Source organism: Nitrospira sp. MA-1, assembly GCA_032139905.1.
In the GTDB taxonomy this organism is placed as follows: Bacteria; Nitrospirota; Nitrospiria; order Nitrospirales; family UBA8639; genus Nitrospira_E.
The window spans coordinates 772,819-788,204 of the sequence record JAQJDB010000006.1; the positions used below are offsets into that span (position 1 = coordinate 772,819).

18 protein-coding genes are annotated in these 15,386 nt (G+C 50.3%); 5 read left to right on the top strand and 13 right to left on the bottom strand.

The annotated features are described in order from the left end of the window. Positions 1-15: 15 nt before the first annotated feature. From PJI16_10820 to PJI16_10845, 6 genes are all read right to left on the bottom strand, one after another. Positions 16-372 carry a VOC family protein gene (locus PJI16_10820; GenBank protein MDT3778048.1) on the bottom strand — a complete coding sequence of 119 codons (357 nt, stop codon included), beginning with the start codon at positions 370-372 and terminating at the stop codon, positions 16-18. 60 nt (positions 373-432) lie between these two features. Continuing rightward, the gene (locus PJI16_10825) at positions 433-939 is read right to left on the bottom strand and encodes a CbiX/SirB N-terminal domain-containing protein (protein ID MDT3778049.1); all 507 of its coding nucleotides are present in this window, start codon (positions 937-939) and stop codon (positions 433-435) included. Positions 940-960: 21 nt separating this feature from the next. Then, complete coding sequence (locus PJI16_10830; GenBank protein MDT3778050.1) at positions 961-1,920, bottom strand: MerR family transcriptional regulator; 960 nt, start codon at positions 1,918-1,920, stop codon at positions 961-963. Further along, the gene (locus PJI16_10835; GenBank protein MDT3778051.1) at positions 1,913-2,881 is read right to left on the bottom strand and encodes a DUF523 and DUF1722 domain-containing protein; all 969 of its coding nucleotides are present in this window, start codon (positions 2,879-2,881) and stop codon (positions 1,913-1,915) included. The genes PJI16_10830 and PJI16_10835 overlap by 8 nt, the downstream gene beginning before the upstream one ends. Positions 2,882-3,152: 271 nt before the next feature. Continuing rightward, on the bottom strand, positions 3,153-3,644 hold the full coding sequence (locus PJI16_10840) for a PDZ domain-containing protein (protein ID MDT3778052.1): 492 nt from the start codon (positions 3,642-3,644) through the stop codon (positions 3,153-3,155). A gap of 22 nt (positions 3,645-3,666) precedes the next feature. Continuing rightward, on the bottom strand, positions 3,667-4,143 hold the full coding sequence (locus PJI16_10845; protein ID MDT3778053.1) for a DUF4149 domain-containing protein: 477 nt from the start codon (positions 4,141-4,143) through the stop codon (positions 3,667-3,669). A 174-nt stretch (positions 4,144-4,317) separates the two neighbouring features. Here PJI16_10845 and PJI16_10850 point away from each other — a divergent pair, with 174 nt between their 5' ends. Next, positions 4,318-4,524, top strand: coding sequence for a hypothetical protein (locus PJI16_10850; GenBank protein MDT3778054.1), 207 nt, complete (start codon positions 4,318-4,320; stop codon positions 4,522-4,524). Positions 4,525-4,787: 263 nt separating this feature from the next. Here the strand turns inward: PJI16_10850 and PJI16_10855 are convergent, their stop codons facing one another. The 7 genes from PJI16_10855 to PJI16_10885 all read right to left on the bottom strand — a co-directional run bounded on the left by PJI16_10855 (position 4,788) and on the right by PJI16_10885 (position 10,735). Continuing rightward, positions 4,788-5,705, bottom strand: a complete 918-nt coding sequence (locus tag PJI16_10855) for a TIGR01777 family oxidoreductase (GenBank protein ID MDT3778055.1) — start codon at positions 5,703-5,705, stop codon at positions 4,788-4,790. Positions 5,706-5,715: 10 nt separating this feature from the next. Then, positions 5,716-6,684, bottom strand: coding sequence for a hypothetical protein (locus PJI16_10860; GenBank protein MDT3778056.1), 969 nt, complete (start codon positions 6,682-6,684; stop codon positions 5,716-5,718). Positions 6,685-6,737: 53 nt separating this feature from the next. Further along, positions 6,738-7,325, bottom strand: coding sequence for a DUF3365 domain-containing protein (locus PJI16_10865; GenBank protein MDT3778057.1), 588 nt, complete (start codon positions 7,323-7,325; stop codon positions 6,738-6,740). Between the two features lie 20 nt (positions 7,326-7,345). Continuing rightward, positions 7,346-8,173 (bottom strand): SUMF1/EgtB/PvdO family nonheme iron enzyme, encoded by an 828-nt coding sequence (locus PJI16_10870; protein ID MDT3778058.1) that lies wholly within the window; start codon positions 8,171-8,173, stop codon positions 7,346-7,348. Further along, positions 8,170-8,553: a hypothetical protein gene (locus PJI16_10875; GenBank protein MDT3778059.1), complete on the bottom strand. Its 384-nt coding sequence runs from the start codon at positions 8,551-8,553 to the stop codon at positions 8,170-8,172. Before PJI16_10875 ends, PJI16_10870 begins: the two co-directional genes overlap by 4 nt. Positions 8,554-8,596: 43 nt before the next feature. Continuing rightward, the gene (locus tag PJI16_10880) at positions 8,597-9,712 is read right to left on the bottom strand and encodes an SUMF1/EgtB/PvdO family nonheme iron enzyme (GenBank protein MDT3778060.1); all 1,116 of its coding nucleotides are present in this window, start codon (positions 9,710-9,712) and stop codon (positions 8,597-8,599) included. Positions 9,713-9,784: 72 nt separating this feature from the next. Continuing rightward, the gene (locus tag PJI16_10885; GenBank protein MDT3778061.1) at positions 9,785-10,735 is read right to left on the bottom strand and encodes a formylglycine-generating enzyme family protein; all 951 of its coding nucleotides are present in this window, start codon (positions 10,733-10,735) and stop codon (positions 9,785-9,787) included. Positions 10,736-11,205: 470 nt separating this feature from the next. Here PJI16_10885 and PJI16_10890 point away from each other — a divergent pair, with 470 nt between their 5' ends. From PJI16_10890 to PJI16_10905, 4 genes are all read left to right on the top strand, one after another. After that, positions 11,206-12,105 carry a MerR family transcriptional regulator gene (locus tag PJI16_10890; protein ID MDT3778062.1) on the top strand — a complete coding sequence of 300 codons (900 nt, stop codon included), beginning with the start codon at positions 11,206-11,208 and terminating at the stop codon, positions 12,103-12,105. A gap of 194 nt (positions 12,106-12,299) precedes the next feature. Continuing rightward, positions 12,300-12,755 (top strand): BLUF domain-containing protein, encoded by a 456-nt coding sequence (locus tag PJI16_10895; protein MDT3778063.1) that lies wholly within the window; start codon positions 12,300-12,302, stop codon positions 12,753-12,755. Positions 12,756-13,187: 432 nt separating this feature from the next. Beyond that, complete coding sequence (locus PJI16_10900) at positions 13,188-14,003, top strand: CPBP family intramembrane metalloprotease (protein MDT3778064.1); 816 nt, start codon at positions 13,188-13,190, stop codon at positions 14,001-14,003. A gap of 445 nt (positions 14,004-14,448) precedes the next feature. After that, positions 14,449-15,339, top strand: coding sequence for a formate/nitrite transporter family protein (locus PJI16_10905; protein MDT3778065.1), 891 nt, complete (start codon positions 14,449-14,451; stop codon positions 15,337-15,339). Positions 15,340-15,386: the final 47 nt, after the last annotated feature.

Here is a 15,386-nt window from a genome sequence, read left to right on the forward strand (position 1 = left end):
GGAAAGTCGTGCAAATTATGACTCTTCCATCACTTCAATTGAATTGCCGAAGGGATCGGTGATATAGACTGAATTGAGTCCGTCCCGGTGGGTGATGAGATCTCCAAATTTGTTGGCATCTGGACGGCTGAGCGCAAAATGAGAAGGATGGTCCCGAGGCAGAACAAGGGCCAGTTTGGTATTGGCGAAGGCCAGAAGCGCCCAGGATTCATCGATGTAGTCCACGCAACAGTTGAAGCGGGAGGTATACCATTCGACCGCTTTGGCCACGTTCGGGACTGGAATCGCCACATGATGGATGGTATCCAGTTTTGGGGGCCTGGACGGTGGCTTTCGCTTTCTGGTCAAGGGGCTTTGCCCTTTGGGTGCCATGCGCTTGTGTCTACCTCTCTACGCGTATTGAACGGTGGATGAAAAACCTTATTAAGCCTATCAAAATTGTTGGATATGCTCCATCAGCATTCTTGAGACCTTCTCCAGGTTGAACGGCCAGGCATAGATGAGAGTCACCTTCGGATGTTTCTTTCTAAGTTCCTCCAGTTCTTCAGGGATTTCACTTTCGGAATGCGATCCTCCCGGAGTAAACATGGTCGAAACTACGGTAATAGTCTCTGCTCCCTCTCGAATGAGGGATTCCACTGCTTCGGCGAGGGTCGGTCCGCAGAACTCATTATAGGCCAAGCCAAACAACGATCCGTTCAAGAGTGGCTTCATGGCAGCCCCAAGGGATTCGAGGCCGGCCTGGTAAGGATCGGTCTCAGGGGTCCGTGGCCAAGTACGAACCTTGTTATCCAATTCTAATTCTTCAGGTGACATGGGAGTGCCGGCTGCTCTCCGCTGGGCTTCAAGGCGTTTCAATTTGGTAATGAGGTCCGATGGATATCCTTTAGGGATGCCTCCGTGTCCGACAAGAAGAATAGCTTTTTTAAGGTCTGCCATAAATCAAACTCCTTCAATAGACTAGGTGGTGAATGAGGACGAGCTTATGTTCTTTGCCATGTGAGGAAGGTGAGTTCGGGGTTGAACCGTTTTGACTTCTTGAATCTGACCAAAATAGGAAATATTGTGGGTGCTGAGTAGTTGGGCAAAGGGTGTGAACCCGGGTCCGCCCACCACCACCTCACACAATGGCTGCAGATGTTGAGTAATATCACGAATCCAGGTTTGTAGTGTGCCTGTACCCGGTTCAATAATGCAGGAAAGAATAATAAGCTGTGCGTGTTTTCGGCGCAAGGCCATTTCCAACATCTCAAATGAGACATTGGGCCCGAGATAGATACTATGCCATCCAATGCTTCGTAAGAGCACCGAAGCTGAGAGCGGACCGATTTCATGAAAGTCTCCAGGCACGCAGGCAATCAAGGCGTGCGGTCTTCCAAGAGGAGATTCTTCCCTGATGATGTTGATGAGGTGTTGGCGCACCAAACGGCTCACGCTTTGTTCTCCCCTCAAACTGATTCCTCCCTGATGCCATAGCTCACCAATCAGTCGCAAGAAAGGAAAGATAATGATAGTCAAAGCCCGTTCGAGCCCCAGACCATCAATCCAGTTTTCAAGCATGGTGGTGATTCCCTGCACATCCTGCCGCCGCGCGGATCGAATCATTTCCTGTGCGTCATTCCAATATGTGGAGGGTATCCCTGAGAGATCAAGGGGGACATGCTGCATCAACTGTCGGAGTTCGTGCTCACCGGCCTGGGCTAATTGACCAATGGACTCACCATGATCCACCTGTGATTTCAGGTACAGGAGAAATTGAATATCGTCTTCAGTAAAAAGTCGATAGCCGTTAGAAGCTCGCTGAGGATGGACCAATTGGTAGCGTTCTTCCCATTTCCGAATCACGTGGGCGCTGAGTCCTGTCGTACTGGCCACAGATTTAATGCGAAATTTCTGGGAATCGTTTGCAATGTTAGACATGATTGCGCAACATCAGCTCTTTCGGATGTGGATTGAGATAAACCTGATCCATTAAATAGGGAACAGCCAGGATGCGCACATAATGTTTAATGAGCGTCAGAGGAACAGCCAGGGGTGTGAGATGCCGGTGGTAATCCTGAATGGTTTCCTGCAACTCGGCCCGTTCAATGGTGCTCAGTTGTTTTTTGAAGTAGCCGGCCAGATGCTGGAGGACATTGACATGCTTTCGCACGGTGGCCTTGATTTTCAGCGCGTCCATAAATAGGGGACCATAGCGACTGGCAAGGTCCCCAGGTGTATAATGGCCAGCCTTCGCGATGAGCTGCCCAAGGTCGTGATAATGTGAACGGCTGTGGGTGAGCAATAAATATTTGTGGCGGGTATGGAATTGCACAATGGCCCCTCGGCTGATTCGATGCTCCTGAAATAAGGTTTTCCACCTTCGATAACAGAAAATGCGCTCGATAAAGTTTTCCCGAAGGGGGGCATCACTCAAACGACCTTCCTCCTCCACAGGAAGCAGGGGAAATGCGTGTTGGAATGCGGAGGCAAAGATACCCGTTCCCTGCTTGGAAGGTTGACCTTTATCGGTATAGACCTTGACCCGATACACACCGCAGCTTGGGGAACTTTTTTTAAAAATATACCCATCCAAATCACTTCCCTGTAACTCCTGAACCCGGCGCTGACTAAAGTCGTGCAGGGTGGCGGTGTGATCAATGTGGGAGCGGATGGTCAGGAGTTGTGGAGCCTCAGGATCGCCGGCCAAATGCATGGCTTCTCGCGGAGTACTCAGTCCGGCTTCCACTTCCGGGCAGACGGGAAGCCATTCGACGAACGGGGCTAGGACATCTGTGAGAAAGGCATCACGTTTGTGCCCACCATCGTATCGAACGGTATCACCGAGGAGGCATTGGCTGATCCCAAGTCGCGGCTTATGATCAGAAAGGGGCTCAGCCATATTGTTGTCGGGTCGGGTCGTTTTTTTGTGAGGTTTGTGATCGATGTCGATAAGTGGTGTGGTCATAGGGGTGTGTAATCCCTTTCCTGACGGGTGACGGATCCGCCATGCCCATGTCGCATGTTTCTCAATCCTTCTCCGGCGTTGAGTGCCTTTTATGCATGACAAGTTTCCCCAAGGGTTTGGCGTTCCTGAATCCTTCCTAACTTCATTCAACCCCTCGGATTCGGTTTCCCAGGGGAGATGGCCTGCCCTGCAACTTTTACTCCATTTACATGGCTTGAGGCGTTTGCTCCATTAACACCGATTCGTTAATTCTCACGACGCTGACGGTGCGTTCACCTTTCGGGCCGGTAAGTCCCAGTCGGACGGTGCTTCCCACTTCTCCACGGATAAGCCCTACCGCCTCCTGATAGGTTTTCCCGGCTAGGGGGAGCCCGTCGACTGTCAGAATTTCCTCCCCATGATTCAGTCCAGCGCGTGCGGCGGGTCCGGACGGATGCACGGCGCGAATGATCAATCGAGCAGGTTCTCCAATTCGAACCGCTGTAATATGCAGGGCAAGTCCGACAATTCCCGAGGGAGCGGGTGTGTTGGCGCCTGGAGGGCTGGCGTGGGGGTTGCTGGAAGTTGGGGGTTTTTCATCTGCCTCTTCGTAAGCGAGACTTCCGGGAGCGAATAAGCCAACCAGGAGCCAAGCCATGACGAAACAGGGAAGCATGAATCTGCTTACGCGATTGTTGAAAGGTGCATAGAGGCGCATATCTCAATTCTCCTTTTATAAATTACGGCGAGATGCCGAATAAGCCCATGAGGCACAAACCCATGAATAAGACCAGGGAATTCAGTTGGACGGAAAGGCGGTGAAGACCATCCCGTTGTTGTTGAAGTAACGGGGTCGTGAGGCCTCTAGCCTGCTTGGCTTTCAATTGGTCACTGAGGTCATTGATTTGAGCAATGAGGGGTGTCCGGCAGTAATGCTCAATGGCCAGAACGCCTAACCAGATGGTGGCGGGAAGCAGGACGATGGATTCAAATCCATTCAGCAGTCCCAGGGCAATGCTGGTGGTCCAGCCAACAGCAGCACTGATCATTCCCAATCCATAATACTGAGGAAACAGGCTTCGGACGACTTTGGCGAAGGTGTCGGTATCCAGGGTCCGTGAGAGAACCGGCGCGGTCACAAACGACAGAAAGACAATCTTGCCCACCAAAATGGCCATGGCCAACAAATTGAAAAAAATAAGAATGTGTTCAGTCATCGTGTCACCCCCTTAAGAAGCATTGGGCAGCAGGCTTTGGGGCACCCGCAAGGCCTGGGAAAAATCAGGTAACTGGTCCATAGGAACTGTTTCAACATATCGAATACTGCCCTTGGCATCCAGTATGAGCATCGCGCCGGAGAATGCTCAAGTCTTCCAGAAGAAGCCCTGTCTGTGTGCCGAACCGATATTCAAGAACGTCCGCTAAAATGGTATATGATGAATATTCGCCTTAGCAGAAAATTCCTGTTGATCGTTGTAGGCAATCGTACTCAAGGTGACGAACGTCATCAGGTGATCCAATCCTCCATTGCGTTCGCTGAATCGGTGTGTCTGTTCATCGCACACCGGCGTATTCAACTATGGTACGACGTTGATTAACGTCATGTTCCCCCTGAGGTTATCGAGGGCAACGGTCCCTCCATCTTCTCCGATGGCGCTCGCAGAGGTAATGAGGTTGCCTTTCTCCAGGGAGGGCGATGCTCCCAGAACAGAGGATTCCCAGAAAAAAGAACGACTCCGACAGTAAAAATTGAAAAGCACAGCATGAAGAAGATGACCGAAAGTGATTGTTTTTTTGCCTCTAATATTCATCGGTTCGCTCATTAGATTCTATGAGAATAGTCCGGCTGCGTCCCTTGAGTTCATGCTTTGCCCAATATTGATTGTAATGCTTTCTGTAGGGTGGGAAAGGAATATGAAAATCCGCTATCCAGGGCTTTTTGCGGGAGAACGTGTTGTCCGGTTGTCAGCATTGTCGCGAGCTCTCCCAGAGCGATATTCAACGCAAATCCAGGAACCGGCAACCAGGAGGGACGATTCATCGTTTTTCCCAATGTCGTACAAAAGTGCTGCATGGTCACTGCTTCCGGAGCGACGCCGTTAACCGTCCCATCGAGAGTGGGGTGGGTGATGATAAAAAGGATAAGGCGAGCAAGATCATTCCGATGGATCCACGAAACATATTGAGTGCCGGGTAGAACGGGACCGCCCAGAAACACGCGAAACGGCACAGTCATTTTTGATAGAGCTCCGCCATCCGGTCCCAAGACCATTCCGAATCGGACTGGAATCACCCGAAGGTCCAAGGCTTCGGCCTCCATGGCCGTATTTTCCCAAACCTGAGAGAGATCTGAAAGAAAGCCCTTACCACGCGTAGAAGATTCATTCAGCTCTTCTTCACCCCTGGCTCCATAGAAGCCGATTCCCGAGGCGGAAATAAAGGTGTGAGGTTTGTGTTTCCAGGTCGGTATGGCCAGAAGCAAGGCTTGGATCGGTTCCACCCGGCTATCAATGAGCACTTGCTTCCGCTTGTCGGTCCAGCGGGAATCGGCAATCGGTGCACCGGAAAGATTGATGACAACATCTGCACCCTCACATTCCTGCGCCCATGGTCCCAGAGTGACTCCATCCCACTGGACGAAATGACGTTGTGGGGTGGCAGACGCAGTGTAATTTTCTGCATGGCGGGTGAGAATGATGACGGAATGTCCTTCTTCAATCAACATCCGGCAAACCTCTCGTCCGATAAATCCAGTTCCACCGGCAATGACCATCTTCATGTTCAGTCTCCTATCTCATGATTTCAGAGGGGGCATCCCATTCTTGCAATTCCACCGTAGGAACAATATGAGCATCTCCCACCAGATCAATGCCAAAAGGATCGGGCTTATGCGTATCTTCAGGGTAGGCAGTTGTCGAAGTTGAGGAAACATCCACGTCCACGTTGAGGGTGCGTCCGGGAAGGATGTGAATGGACGTGATGGTCTGACCCATCGGGTGCCAGATGACGAGATTGTAGGTTCCCGGCGGAATGTCAGTGATGGAAAATTCACCTCGTTTTCCCGCCTGAGTGACATAGGGATGTGGAAGTACAATACCCCACCCTTCCATAAATTCATGATAGCTACAGCGAAAGAGGATAATGCCTGTCTTCTCCACCGCATACGTGACTTTCGTCCCGGCTCGATGGGTGCCGGTCTTGCCTTCTGAAAGAAAATCACCCTTACGATTATCGGGATGCGGTGGAAGAGTCTGCCCGAACAGATGAAGTCCACCCGTGGCAGAGGTTAGAAAAATTTCGAGTTTGTGTTCAACAGGATCCCAATTTTGAAAATGGAGGTCCTGACCGGCTTTTGCGGTGCCGACATGAGGAAGAAACATACAGTCTTTGGTTTGAACCATGGCCGGTGTCGAGGGAGCGGCTTTTCCTCGGGGGACGTTCTCCAGATAAACCACGGCACCAGGCAGGGAGTGGTTTGGACCCGGTCTGGTGATGGGAGACAACCGCCAACCTTTTCCGTCAGAAATTCGTCCACAATAATAGGGATCGGCTGAGAGAACGAGGTTGTACCGTCTTGGTGAATGAAGTGTTCCCTTCATGAAGACGGATCCCTTAAGATCCCCCCCAGCGAAATTTGGGATTTCTTCATAAGCGAATCCTGAATGCACAGGATTCAGCACCGCACAAAAAGTCACGGCGAAGACCGCGAGTATGGTTCCTCTAGCGGGAAAGAGGGGCTCTGTTCTCAAAATCAACATGATTGTCTGCCTGTCGATATCCCATGAATCGAATGATGTTCTATGCCTCTACATTATTCAACCGGAAAGGAGATGATAATTCCTCCCATGACGTCACCCAGTTTCCGATCACGTTTTGGGCTGAGGAGGTGTGTGTTATGACAAGTGACGCAGGCCCTGGAGATTGCCCGGTCTGCATAGATCGCCTGGAAATATGTTTGTTCCCCCTTGGTGATGTAACCTGTGGCCGGTTGAGACGGCTCACGTTCTACGGCCGCCAGACCAGCTTCTTCGAAGTCCGAGGCAGGACCATTTTTTTGGTAAATAGGCAGACGGCTTGCCAGACGATACTCAAGGCCGATGCCTTTCTCCTTCACGGCAGATCCCGACAGCAGCAGCATTTGAGCCGGAAGGGGCAGAGCGTTCCGGGACTCCCAGGTTTCCGAGGCGATGACCGTTCCTGTTTCCTGCATGCGGTCGACGATATGGGTGGTATACAGGGTCCGGTCAGATTCGATCACCGCATAAATGAAGTCTGCCACGATTTCCGGTCGAACGCCTTTGATCGAATGAGTGCCTTCTTCGCTAGCAGCGATGTCTGACATAGAAAAGCCCAAGAGGATCACCGCTGAAGTTAAATAGAGGACTTGGAGCGTTTTCATCACAACACCTTTATGATTCATTACTGTGTATTGCTTTCTGACTCGGTCTGACCCGGACCAATGTCCCGCGCACATCGAAACCCGATGCCATGAGTTTTTAGTGCAAATCCACCCTTGCCTCGGGAGGTGGCTCTCAAATCAGTATCAAAACTTTTCCACGATCCTCCACGGAGAACTTTTAAAATTCCGGTCTCCGGGCCTTTGGGATTTTTGTCCGGAGCGCTGGCATAGTATTCGGAGGCATACCAGTCCTGCACCCATTCACGGACATTGCCGGCAAGGTTTCGGAGTCCGTATGGTGATTGGCCTTCCGGAAGGGCCGTCACTTCGACAAAGGTCTTTTTCTCTTCCCAGTCTCTTTCAAAATTGGCTTGTTTCGGAGTAGGTGCTTGGTCCCCCCAGGGGTAGAGACGACCATCGTTTCCTCGAGCCGCTTTCTCCCATTCGGCTTCGGTCGGCAGACGCTTTCCGGCCCAAAAGCAATAATCGACGGCATCATGCCAGGTGACCTGGACGACTGGGAGTTCCGCAATGCCCTCTTCCTTGTTGAACGGGCGTTCGGCGAACACATTCATTGGCGGTTTATGTAACGTTTCATCCAGGAATTTCATGTAATGCGCATTGCTCACTTCATACGTATCGATGGCAAAGGCATTGAGGTAAATCTTGCGGCGAGGCTGTTCGTCGAGGCGACCCTCTCCTGGGGCGCTTCCTCGTATGAACGGACCGGCCGGAATAGTCATCATTTCGACCGGGTCCTTTTCTATCGTGGTCGCTTCCGCTGCCGTGGCAGTCGGTGGGGTAACTGTCAGCATGAGTGCGATTATCATTAAACACCACATCTTCATTGTTTCTTCTCCCGACTTGCCTGAACAATGTTCTGAGTGATCTGCATGATCTTTAGTGTGAGAGTGTTTACGGCATCAAATTGGTTGTCCCGCTCAGCCTTTCTGGCCTCCATCAACAACGCGCGGGCTTCGTGTAACTGTCGTTCAATGCTGGACTGAACTGCTGGTGAAGCCAGGGTTCCTCCGATGGCCGCAGCATGAAACTCCTCCCAGGCGTGTTCGGTGGCCTGGGAGGCTTGGTAAATAAGGCCCCGGCTCCCTTCCTGCTCCTGTGCCGCCACTGGGGGAACTCCGTAGACCGGAGTTCCACCCTGGATCATGGGAATGCAGGAGAGGAAGAGGATTCCTGCCAGATAAGAGGAGGCCACTCGCATGTTCATTACTATTATATTCCTTGCTTGATTGACCCTCATGGGAATGTTCCTACCGAATATTGTCTTGAACGATCGCCTGCATCTGTTGAAGTTCTGTATTATGAGGATCGAGTTCAAGGGCGGTGGCAATTTGTGTCTTGGCCTCCTGCCATTTTTCTTGTCCCATTCTCTTCATGGCGTCAATCGTAGCCGTTCGTACTTTGTCATTGACTACCGTGGAAGCGGATTTTGCGCATCGGAATCCCAGTCCTACCCCGTAGCTGTTATTGGATGGATGATTCCAAAACCGATGTGTGGTGGTGATGCTGGATTGTGCGGCAATCCATGATCCACCCCGAATGACCCGCTTCTCACCGACGGTCAGGCGATCCACATATGTGCCGGTTCCGCCGATCCAGATGGGTTTAAGTGGCCCCATGGTGTTCACCGAATGGGGAGTCTTCCTGTAAAAATCCGGGTCATACCAGTCTTCCACCCATTCAAAAACATTCCCAGCCATATGGTGAAGGCCGTACGGGCTTGCCGCTTCCGGCATGGAGTCAATCGGCAGGGTGGCAGCATGATTTTTGCCAAAGTTGGCTTTTGCTGCATCGAACTCGTTACCCCACGGGTATTTCAATCCCTCAGGGCCTCGAGCGGCTCGCTCCCATTCGGCTTCTGTCGGGAGTCGCTTGCCTTTGAATTCGCAATAGGCCTTGGCATCAAACCAATTCACTCCAACCACCGGCTGGTTGGGTTTGTTCAATCGCGGGTCGTCCCAATAGGCTGGTCCGGGATGCCCCTTGGTCTTCATGAACTCTGCATAGTTGCTGTTTGAAACTTCGTATTTGTCAATAAAATAACCATCAACCACGACCCAATGGGCCGGTCCCTCATCATGAAATGCCTCTTTGGACCAGGGCATACTCATTCTCCGTTGATAGAGTGTTGCAGAGTCGCCCGTGGTTGACGTGGCCTTAGACGGATCTTTGTCGATGCCCATGATGGAAGGGCCGAACGGCACATACGACATTTTGTCTGGCACGACCGCACTGTCCTGAGCGAATGCTGCCGATGGATGAAGGGTTAACAGGAGACTGCCGAGGAGGACGCCTGCCACAGGCAGGCGTCCTCCTGATCTGGTCAATTTTTCATTTCTGACTTCTCCAGATTTTATGTTTGTCATAACGTTCTTCCCGTTTAGTTAAAGGCTGTCGAATAAATGATCAAGGATCATGACGATCGGGACTTCCATGGTTTACTTTTTGTCTTTATTGATTTGATCCATGATCAATGTTTGGGTCTGCAGATATTCTTCATTTTTCGGATCGGCCTTGAGAGCCTTCTCAATGGATGTGAGAGCTTCCTGCCATTTTTCCTGCCCCATGCTGATCAGAGAGAGCATGAAGTCATATTGGACGTTCTGAAGCCCCGCTGGAGAGGCCGCCTGGGCACAGCGGAAACCTAAACCAACGCCATAAGAATTGTTCTCAGGTTGGTTCCAGAATCGATGGCTGGTATGAAGGGAGCTAGCCGGTGCTAACCAGGAGCCCCCTTTTAACACTTTGACCTGACCCTGATTCGCAAAATTGAGACCTGTGGAAGGACCTTGGGGGTTCATGGCAGGGCTGACGTTAAAATAACCGGGATCATACCAATCTGACACCCATTCAAAAACGTTGCCGGCCATGTTATAAGCCCCGAATCCACTCTTACCTTCTGGATAGGAGTCCACAGCGGTTGTCTGCCCGACGGTTTGACCATAGTTGGCCTTGGAAGCATCAAGCTCATGTCCCCAGGGGTAATGGGCATGTCCATCAGGCCCTTTCGCCGCTCGCTCCCATTCCGCTTCTGTCGGCAATCGTTTCCCTTTCCATTCGCAGAAGGCGCTGCTGTCATACCAATTGACTCCCACCACCGGTTGCTCGGGTTTGTTAAGTCGTGGATCATCCCAATAGGCCGGAGCTGCGTGTCCTGTGTTCTTCATAAATTCCTTGTAATCTTTGTTGGACACCTCATACGTGTCGATGTGGTAGGCATCGAGGACCACGTTGTGAGGTTTCTCATCCTGATGATTTTCACTGCCCATCACAAATTCACCTTTAGGCACGAGGACCATATTTTCAGGACCGGCGCTCAATGCAGGAGTAGTGATGAGGAGTAGTGAGGCCATCATGGTGCCACCGATGGTCTGATGAAACGGCTTCATAGAGAAATTCTTCCGATAGAGTGAATGGGAGATTGAGAAGTTCCGTGGTACATTCATGACGATAACCCTCCGGTTAATTGTTTGAGTGATGGTGAAAGAGATGCCGGTTTTTTAAAACCGTGGCATCAAATAGATCTCCGCATTGCAGGCATATCCACACGGGGATCTGAAATTCAGAGGTTCCTTGATCGGGAGAGATGCAATAACTACTCACCAAGAACCCTCCACAGCGCGAACAGGCATGAAGCAATCTTCCAGCATTTTCAGTTTGCCTCCTTCCCGTTTGCTGGTTGGTGTGTTTTGTGGTGTGTGTCATTGTAGTCCCTCCGTTTTAAATTACAATTAGACAAATGTTGTTTGACTTATGTTTGTCTAATGTATGTTCATAGTTATAGCAATGCGTTCAATGTTTGTCAATTGTTTTAAAAAAATGATTTGACATACATTATACACATTGATATAAATACCTAATGCCAATGTATAGAATTCATCGTTTTTCCAAGCTTACCGGCCTTTCTCCCCACGTCATACGAGCCTGGGAGCGGCGATATGGGCTGGTGAACCCTGTTCGAGGCGATAATCGTTATCGCCTGTATACGGATGACGATGTGGTGTTGTTTCGATATCTCAAGTCTCAGATAGACCAGGGGTTGTCGATTGGGGAATTGTCCGTGCAAGGACGTGAGCATTTACAGGAGCAGGCTCAGCGGGTATTTGTGGAAACCCATCGTGAGCCGCCACCGTCTGAACGTTTGGTTACCGATTTATCACAGGCGTTAGAGGAGAATGATCGTGTGGGTTTTGAAAGGAAATTGAATGGCGCCTTAGCCGTGATTCCTTTTGAAGAAGCGTTACATCGTTTTTTACTCCCCTTACAAGAACGGGTTGGACAACTCTGGCATGATGGAAAGCTTGGCGTGGGCCAGGAACATTATGCGTCTAATCAAGTCAAACAAAAAATTTTTTCGGCCTTGAACCATTTTCAAACCTCAGATGTGGGACCTGTGGTAGTCATTGCCTGTCCTACGAATGAATGGCATGAAGTTGCGGCAATGACGGCAGCCTATGTCTGCCGGGCACGGGGTTGTCGAGTACATTATTTGGGGGCCAATTTACCGATTCCTGAATTAGCGGCCTATTGTGACCGGAACCGTCCCACCTGTGTGTTGCTTTCTGTGACAATGATGGAGTCTTCAGAGGAAGCCCTCGCCCTGGCACAAGAAATAGCCGGTACCATTGTCCCGCTTACTCCAGTCGGTTTAGGGGGCCAGGCTATCCAAGCTCATGCTGAGGCATTTTTGCAGGAAAATATCATCGTCTTTCAGGACTTGAAGGCTCTTGATCGTTTTGTGGTTTCTCTCAAGCACTAAGCCTTCCTCCATTTGTTTTAGAGAATTTTTTCCCTTCCGATATTCCCTGTTTCATATTTGAGAAAGCTTTGATATGGTGCCCTTTTCCGCCATTCAGAGGCGATAGAATTCGAATGGCATGTTCCTGAATCAAGGCATTCAAAATGAGCAGAGCTCATTGCCTGAGACAATGATTTGAGGGAGGCTGCAGGGTTATGGAAAACGACTTGTATCAAATCATCTATGCCAGTGCAGCAACACGGCGAATTGAAGAAGACGAGCTACTGTCGATGTTGAAACACGCACGTAATAAAAACAAGCAACTTGGAATCACGGGTATGTTACTTCATTGTGATGGATCATTTATTCAGGCACTTGAGGGGCCCAAAGACCAGGTGATGAATATGCTTGGGGTCATTCGGCAGGATTCTCGCCACAATCGAATTGTGGTGTTATTTCAAGGTCCGATCAAGAACCGGAGTTTTTCCCAATGGTCAATGGGGTTCAACAGACCTTCCAAAGAAAAACTGGCAACGAGCGAGGGGTATACCCCCTATCTTGACGTAGGCGATGATTCCCAGGCCATTAACAATTACTCCAGTGTCGCCCTAAAATTAATTGGCGCGTTTCGTGAACTATCTGATAAACAATCTTCATCCATGGAGGGCTAACTCCATGCTCACTTGCATATTCTTCCGGAACATAGACCGGACCCTACCTATTTCGAAAACACTGCTGTGAAAGGACGGGTTCCCGCCCATAACACACGGGGTGCTTTGTCTTGTGCGAATGACTTTTTTGCAACGATGTCGTTACTCTTCAATTTTCTAAGACATGTCGGTGGACCCTCTACCTTCAAAGACATGACCCTTTCCTCTCTGAGCAATACGTGGAAGTGTCCCTGATTTAAAATGTCTGGAGCCTCATGTGTTCTCTCCCACCCCCTTCATGCATGTTTAAATGGCTTTTGTGATCAAAAATGAATCTCGGTCCGAGGTATCGCATGGGTTGAGATGTGCTGGAATAAAGGAATGTGTGACTTCTGAAGCAAGGTCTACCATGTTGAGACATCAAGAAATTGCGCCAACACCCGAAAGAACAATATGCCACTCCCGGTCCTCTGCTCTGAAGATTCTCCACCTCACGCTCCACCCCGGTTGAAACCCTGGCGGCACGCATGGTCGGCGGTCCTGATCGTTGGATGTTTCTATGTTGTTCAGGCCCTTGGGATCTTCATGGTTTCCGCTGTGGGCGGGGCGGTGGAGACGTTGGTCGGGGGAATTGACGTCGGGGCGCAGTTTGGCACGGTACCTCAGTATAAGGAAGTTTGGTTACTTCCCCTGTCGTTATGTGTGGGGACATTGGGAGCCATGATGGTGTCGATAGACCTGGCGAGACGGCGAGCGGTCCTATCTTCGAATGCAAATGGGTTCAGTGAGCTACTTGGGAAATCCTATGATTTTCGAAATCTGTGGCGTTTTGTTTTGATGGGATTAGCCTTGGGTTTTGGATTTGTTGCCTTTACTGAATATGGTGGGCTCCCAGCGGACGATCTTCCTCAACCGCTCTTTGATGCCATGATCAGTGCGCCTCCTTCGTTACAGACTTTATGGGCTTTGATGATTGTTGGGGTATTTCCTGTTGTGGAAGAGGTGCTCTTCCGGGGGATTTTGTTTACCGGAATGTCGGAATCCTGGGGACCGGGTTTGGCTGGTTTCATGACCACGATGATCTTTGTTGGAGTGCATATGCCGAAAGTGCTTGAGTATTGGCCGGCACTATTAGCCGTTTCATTGGTTGGTTCGTTGACGATCCTGTTACGCATTCGAACAGAAAGTCTTGTGCCAGGAATCGCGCTCCATGGCACATATAACGGCGTTTTAGTCATGGTAGCGTTTCTGACGCAAGCCACTTCGTAGTGCATCCGGTTTTCGTGGGGGTTTCGTTGTAAGCGTTTTCCTAAACTGATTGAATAGGTCTTTAGCCCTGATTGACAGGGGCTGACATGTCTGCTAAATAATTTACTAGCAACAATGAAGTTGCTGGTCATTTAGCAAAGATGTGTTTTTGGACAATGATCGTCCAATTCCTTTTCAAGGGATTGGGCGTTTTTTTTTGCCGAATGCGAAACATGGGGTGATGGGTTCAGGGAACTGACGTATTGATCCGACAATCTTCCGAAACGAACGGTGTAATAATTCGGTAGGAACAAAGAAATCAGACTTCATCATTTCGAGGAGTGAATGGTGGGGGAAGTGGCAAAGGCGCCACTGTTTGGGCAAGGCGGATTAATCCGGCCTTAGACCAGGCAGTTGGCGCTTTTTTATTATGCGGATTACGGAATAACAGAATAAGGAGAGAGTCATGCATACGGGGGATGTCGAACGAATGGTTCAGCTGGCAGAGAAGAAAGTGGGGTACTTCCGAAGTAATCCTATTGGGTACCTGGTCTTATCCGCCCTGGCAGGCATTTATCTCGGTTTTGGGATATGTTTGATTTTCAGTGTGGGCGCTCCATTTTGGGCCGAAGGATCAGCCGGGTTTAAACTAGTGATGGGCGTGTCCTTTGGCATTGCGCTGACGCTGGTTATCTTTGCGGGTTCGGAACTGTTTACCGGAAATAATATGGTGTGTGCTCTTGGTGCTTTGGCCAAGGCCATCACGATGAAACAGGTCGGTCAGATTTTTTTCTGGTCGTTTGTGGGTAACCTCGCGGGATCAATGGGGTTGGCATGGTTGGTCGTACAATCTGGGGTGGTGGGACAGGCGCCTCAAAGCGATCTGCTGCTCAAGGTGGCCGCGCTTAAAATGAATCTTCCGATGTGGGAGCTGTTTATCCGCGGGGTTCTTTGTAACTGGCTCGTCTGTTTGGCAGTGTGGACGGCATCCCGCACGACCAATGATGTCGCGAAGATCATGCTGATTTTTTGGTGCCTCTTCGCATTCATCGGAAGTGGGTTTGAGCATAGCATTGCCAACCAATCGCTCTTGGGCATTGCCTTGTTTCTCCCGCATGGCCCGGATATTTCCTGGACCGGTTTTTTGTGGAATCAGTTGTGGGTCGTATCGGGAAATATCGTCGGTGGTGCCGTATTTATGGGAGGAGCCTATTGGATCATCAGTCCTGTGCGTGGGTGGATCAAGAAAGCAGAAGCCGTAGCGGAAGTTGCGTCACTTGAATCGTCACGGAGGATTCCTGTACCAGCGGAGAGGGAGTTATTGTCTCAGCCCCTGGCAGTTGGGCGGGAGAATTAGGAACTAGAGCAGGTCGTGTGACTGAATCGAGAAAGAAACGTGAAAGG

Coding starts and splice junctions, on each gene's coding strand:
- PJI16_10820 (MDT3778048.1), bottom strand. CDS start 372: ATGGCACCCAAAGGGCAAAGCCCCTTGACCAGAAAGCGAAAGCCACCG.
- PJI16_10825 (MDT3778049.1), bottom strand. CDS start 939: ATGGCAGACCTTAAAAAAGCTATTCTTCTTGTCGGACACGGAGGCATC.
- PJI16_10830 (MDT3778050.1), bottom strand. CDS start 1,920: ATGTCTAACATTGCAAACGATTCCCAGAAATTTCGCATTAAATCTGTG.
- PJI16_10835 (MDT3778051.1), bottom strand. CDS start 2,881: ATGGCTGAGCCCCTTTCTGATCATAAGCCGCGACTTGGGATCAGCCAA.
- PJI16_10840 (MDT3778052.1), bottom strand. CDS start 3,644: ATGCGCCTCTATGCACCTTTCAACAATCGCGTAAGCAGATTCATGCTT.
- PJI16_10845 (MDT3778053.1), bottom strand. CDS start 4,143: ATGACTGAACACATTCTTATTTTTTTCAATTTGTTGGCCATGGCCATT.
- PJI16_10855 (MDT3778055.1), bottom strand. CDS start 5,705: ATGAAGATGGTCATTGCCGGTGGAACTGGATTTATCGGACGAGAGGTT.
- PJI16_10860 (MDT3778056.1), bottom strand. CDS start 6,684: ATGTTGATTTTGAGAACAGAGCCCCTCTTTCCCGCTAGAGGAACCATA.
- PJI16_10865 (MDT3778057.1), bottom strand. CDS start 7,325: ATGAAAACGCTCCAAGTCCTCTATTTAACTTCAGCGGTGATCCTCTTG.
- PJI16_10870 (MDT3778058.1), bottom strand. CDS start 8,173: ATGAAGATGTGGTGTTTAATGATAATCGCACTCATGCTGACAGTTACC.
- PJI16_10875 (MDT3778059.1), bottom strand. CDS start 8,553: ATGAACATGCGAGTGGCCTCCTCTTATCTGGCAGGAATCCTCTTCCTC.
- PJI16_10880 (MDT3778060.1), bottom strand. CDS start 9,712: ATGACAAACATAAAATCTGGAGAAGTCAGAAATGAAAAATTGACCAGA.
- PJI16_10885 (MDT3778061.1), bottom strand. CDS start 10,735: ATGAAGCCGTTTCATCAGACCATCGGTGGCACCATGATGGCCTCACTA.
- PJI16_10890 (MDT3778062.1), top strand. CDS start 11,206: ATGCCAATGTATAGAATTCATCGTTTTTCCAAGCTTACCGGCCTTTCT.
- PJI16_10895 (MDT3778063.1), top strand. CDS start 12,300: ATGGAAAACGACTTGTATCAAATCATCTATGCCAGTGCAGCAACACGG.
- PJI16_10900 (MDT3778064.1), top strand. CDS start 13,188: ATGCCACTCCCGGTCCTCTGCTCTGAAGATTCTCCACCTCACGCTCCA.
- PJI16_10905 (MDT3778065.1), top strand. CDS start 14,449: ATGCATACGGGGGATGTCGAACGAATGGTTCAGCTGGCAGAGAAGAAA.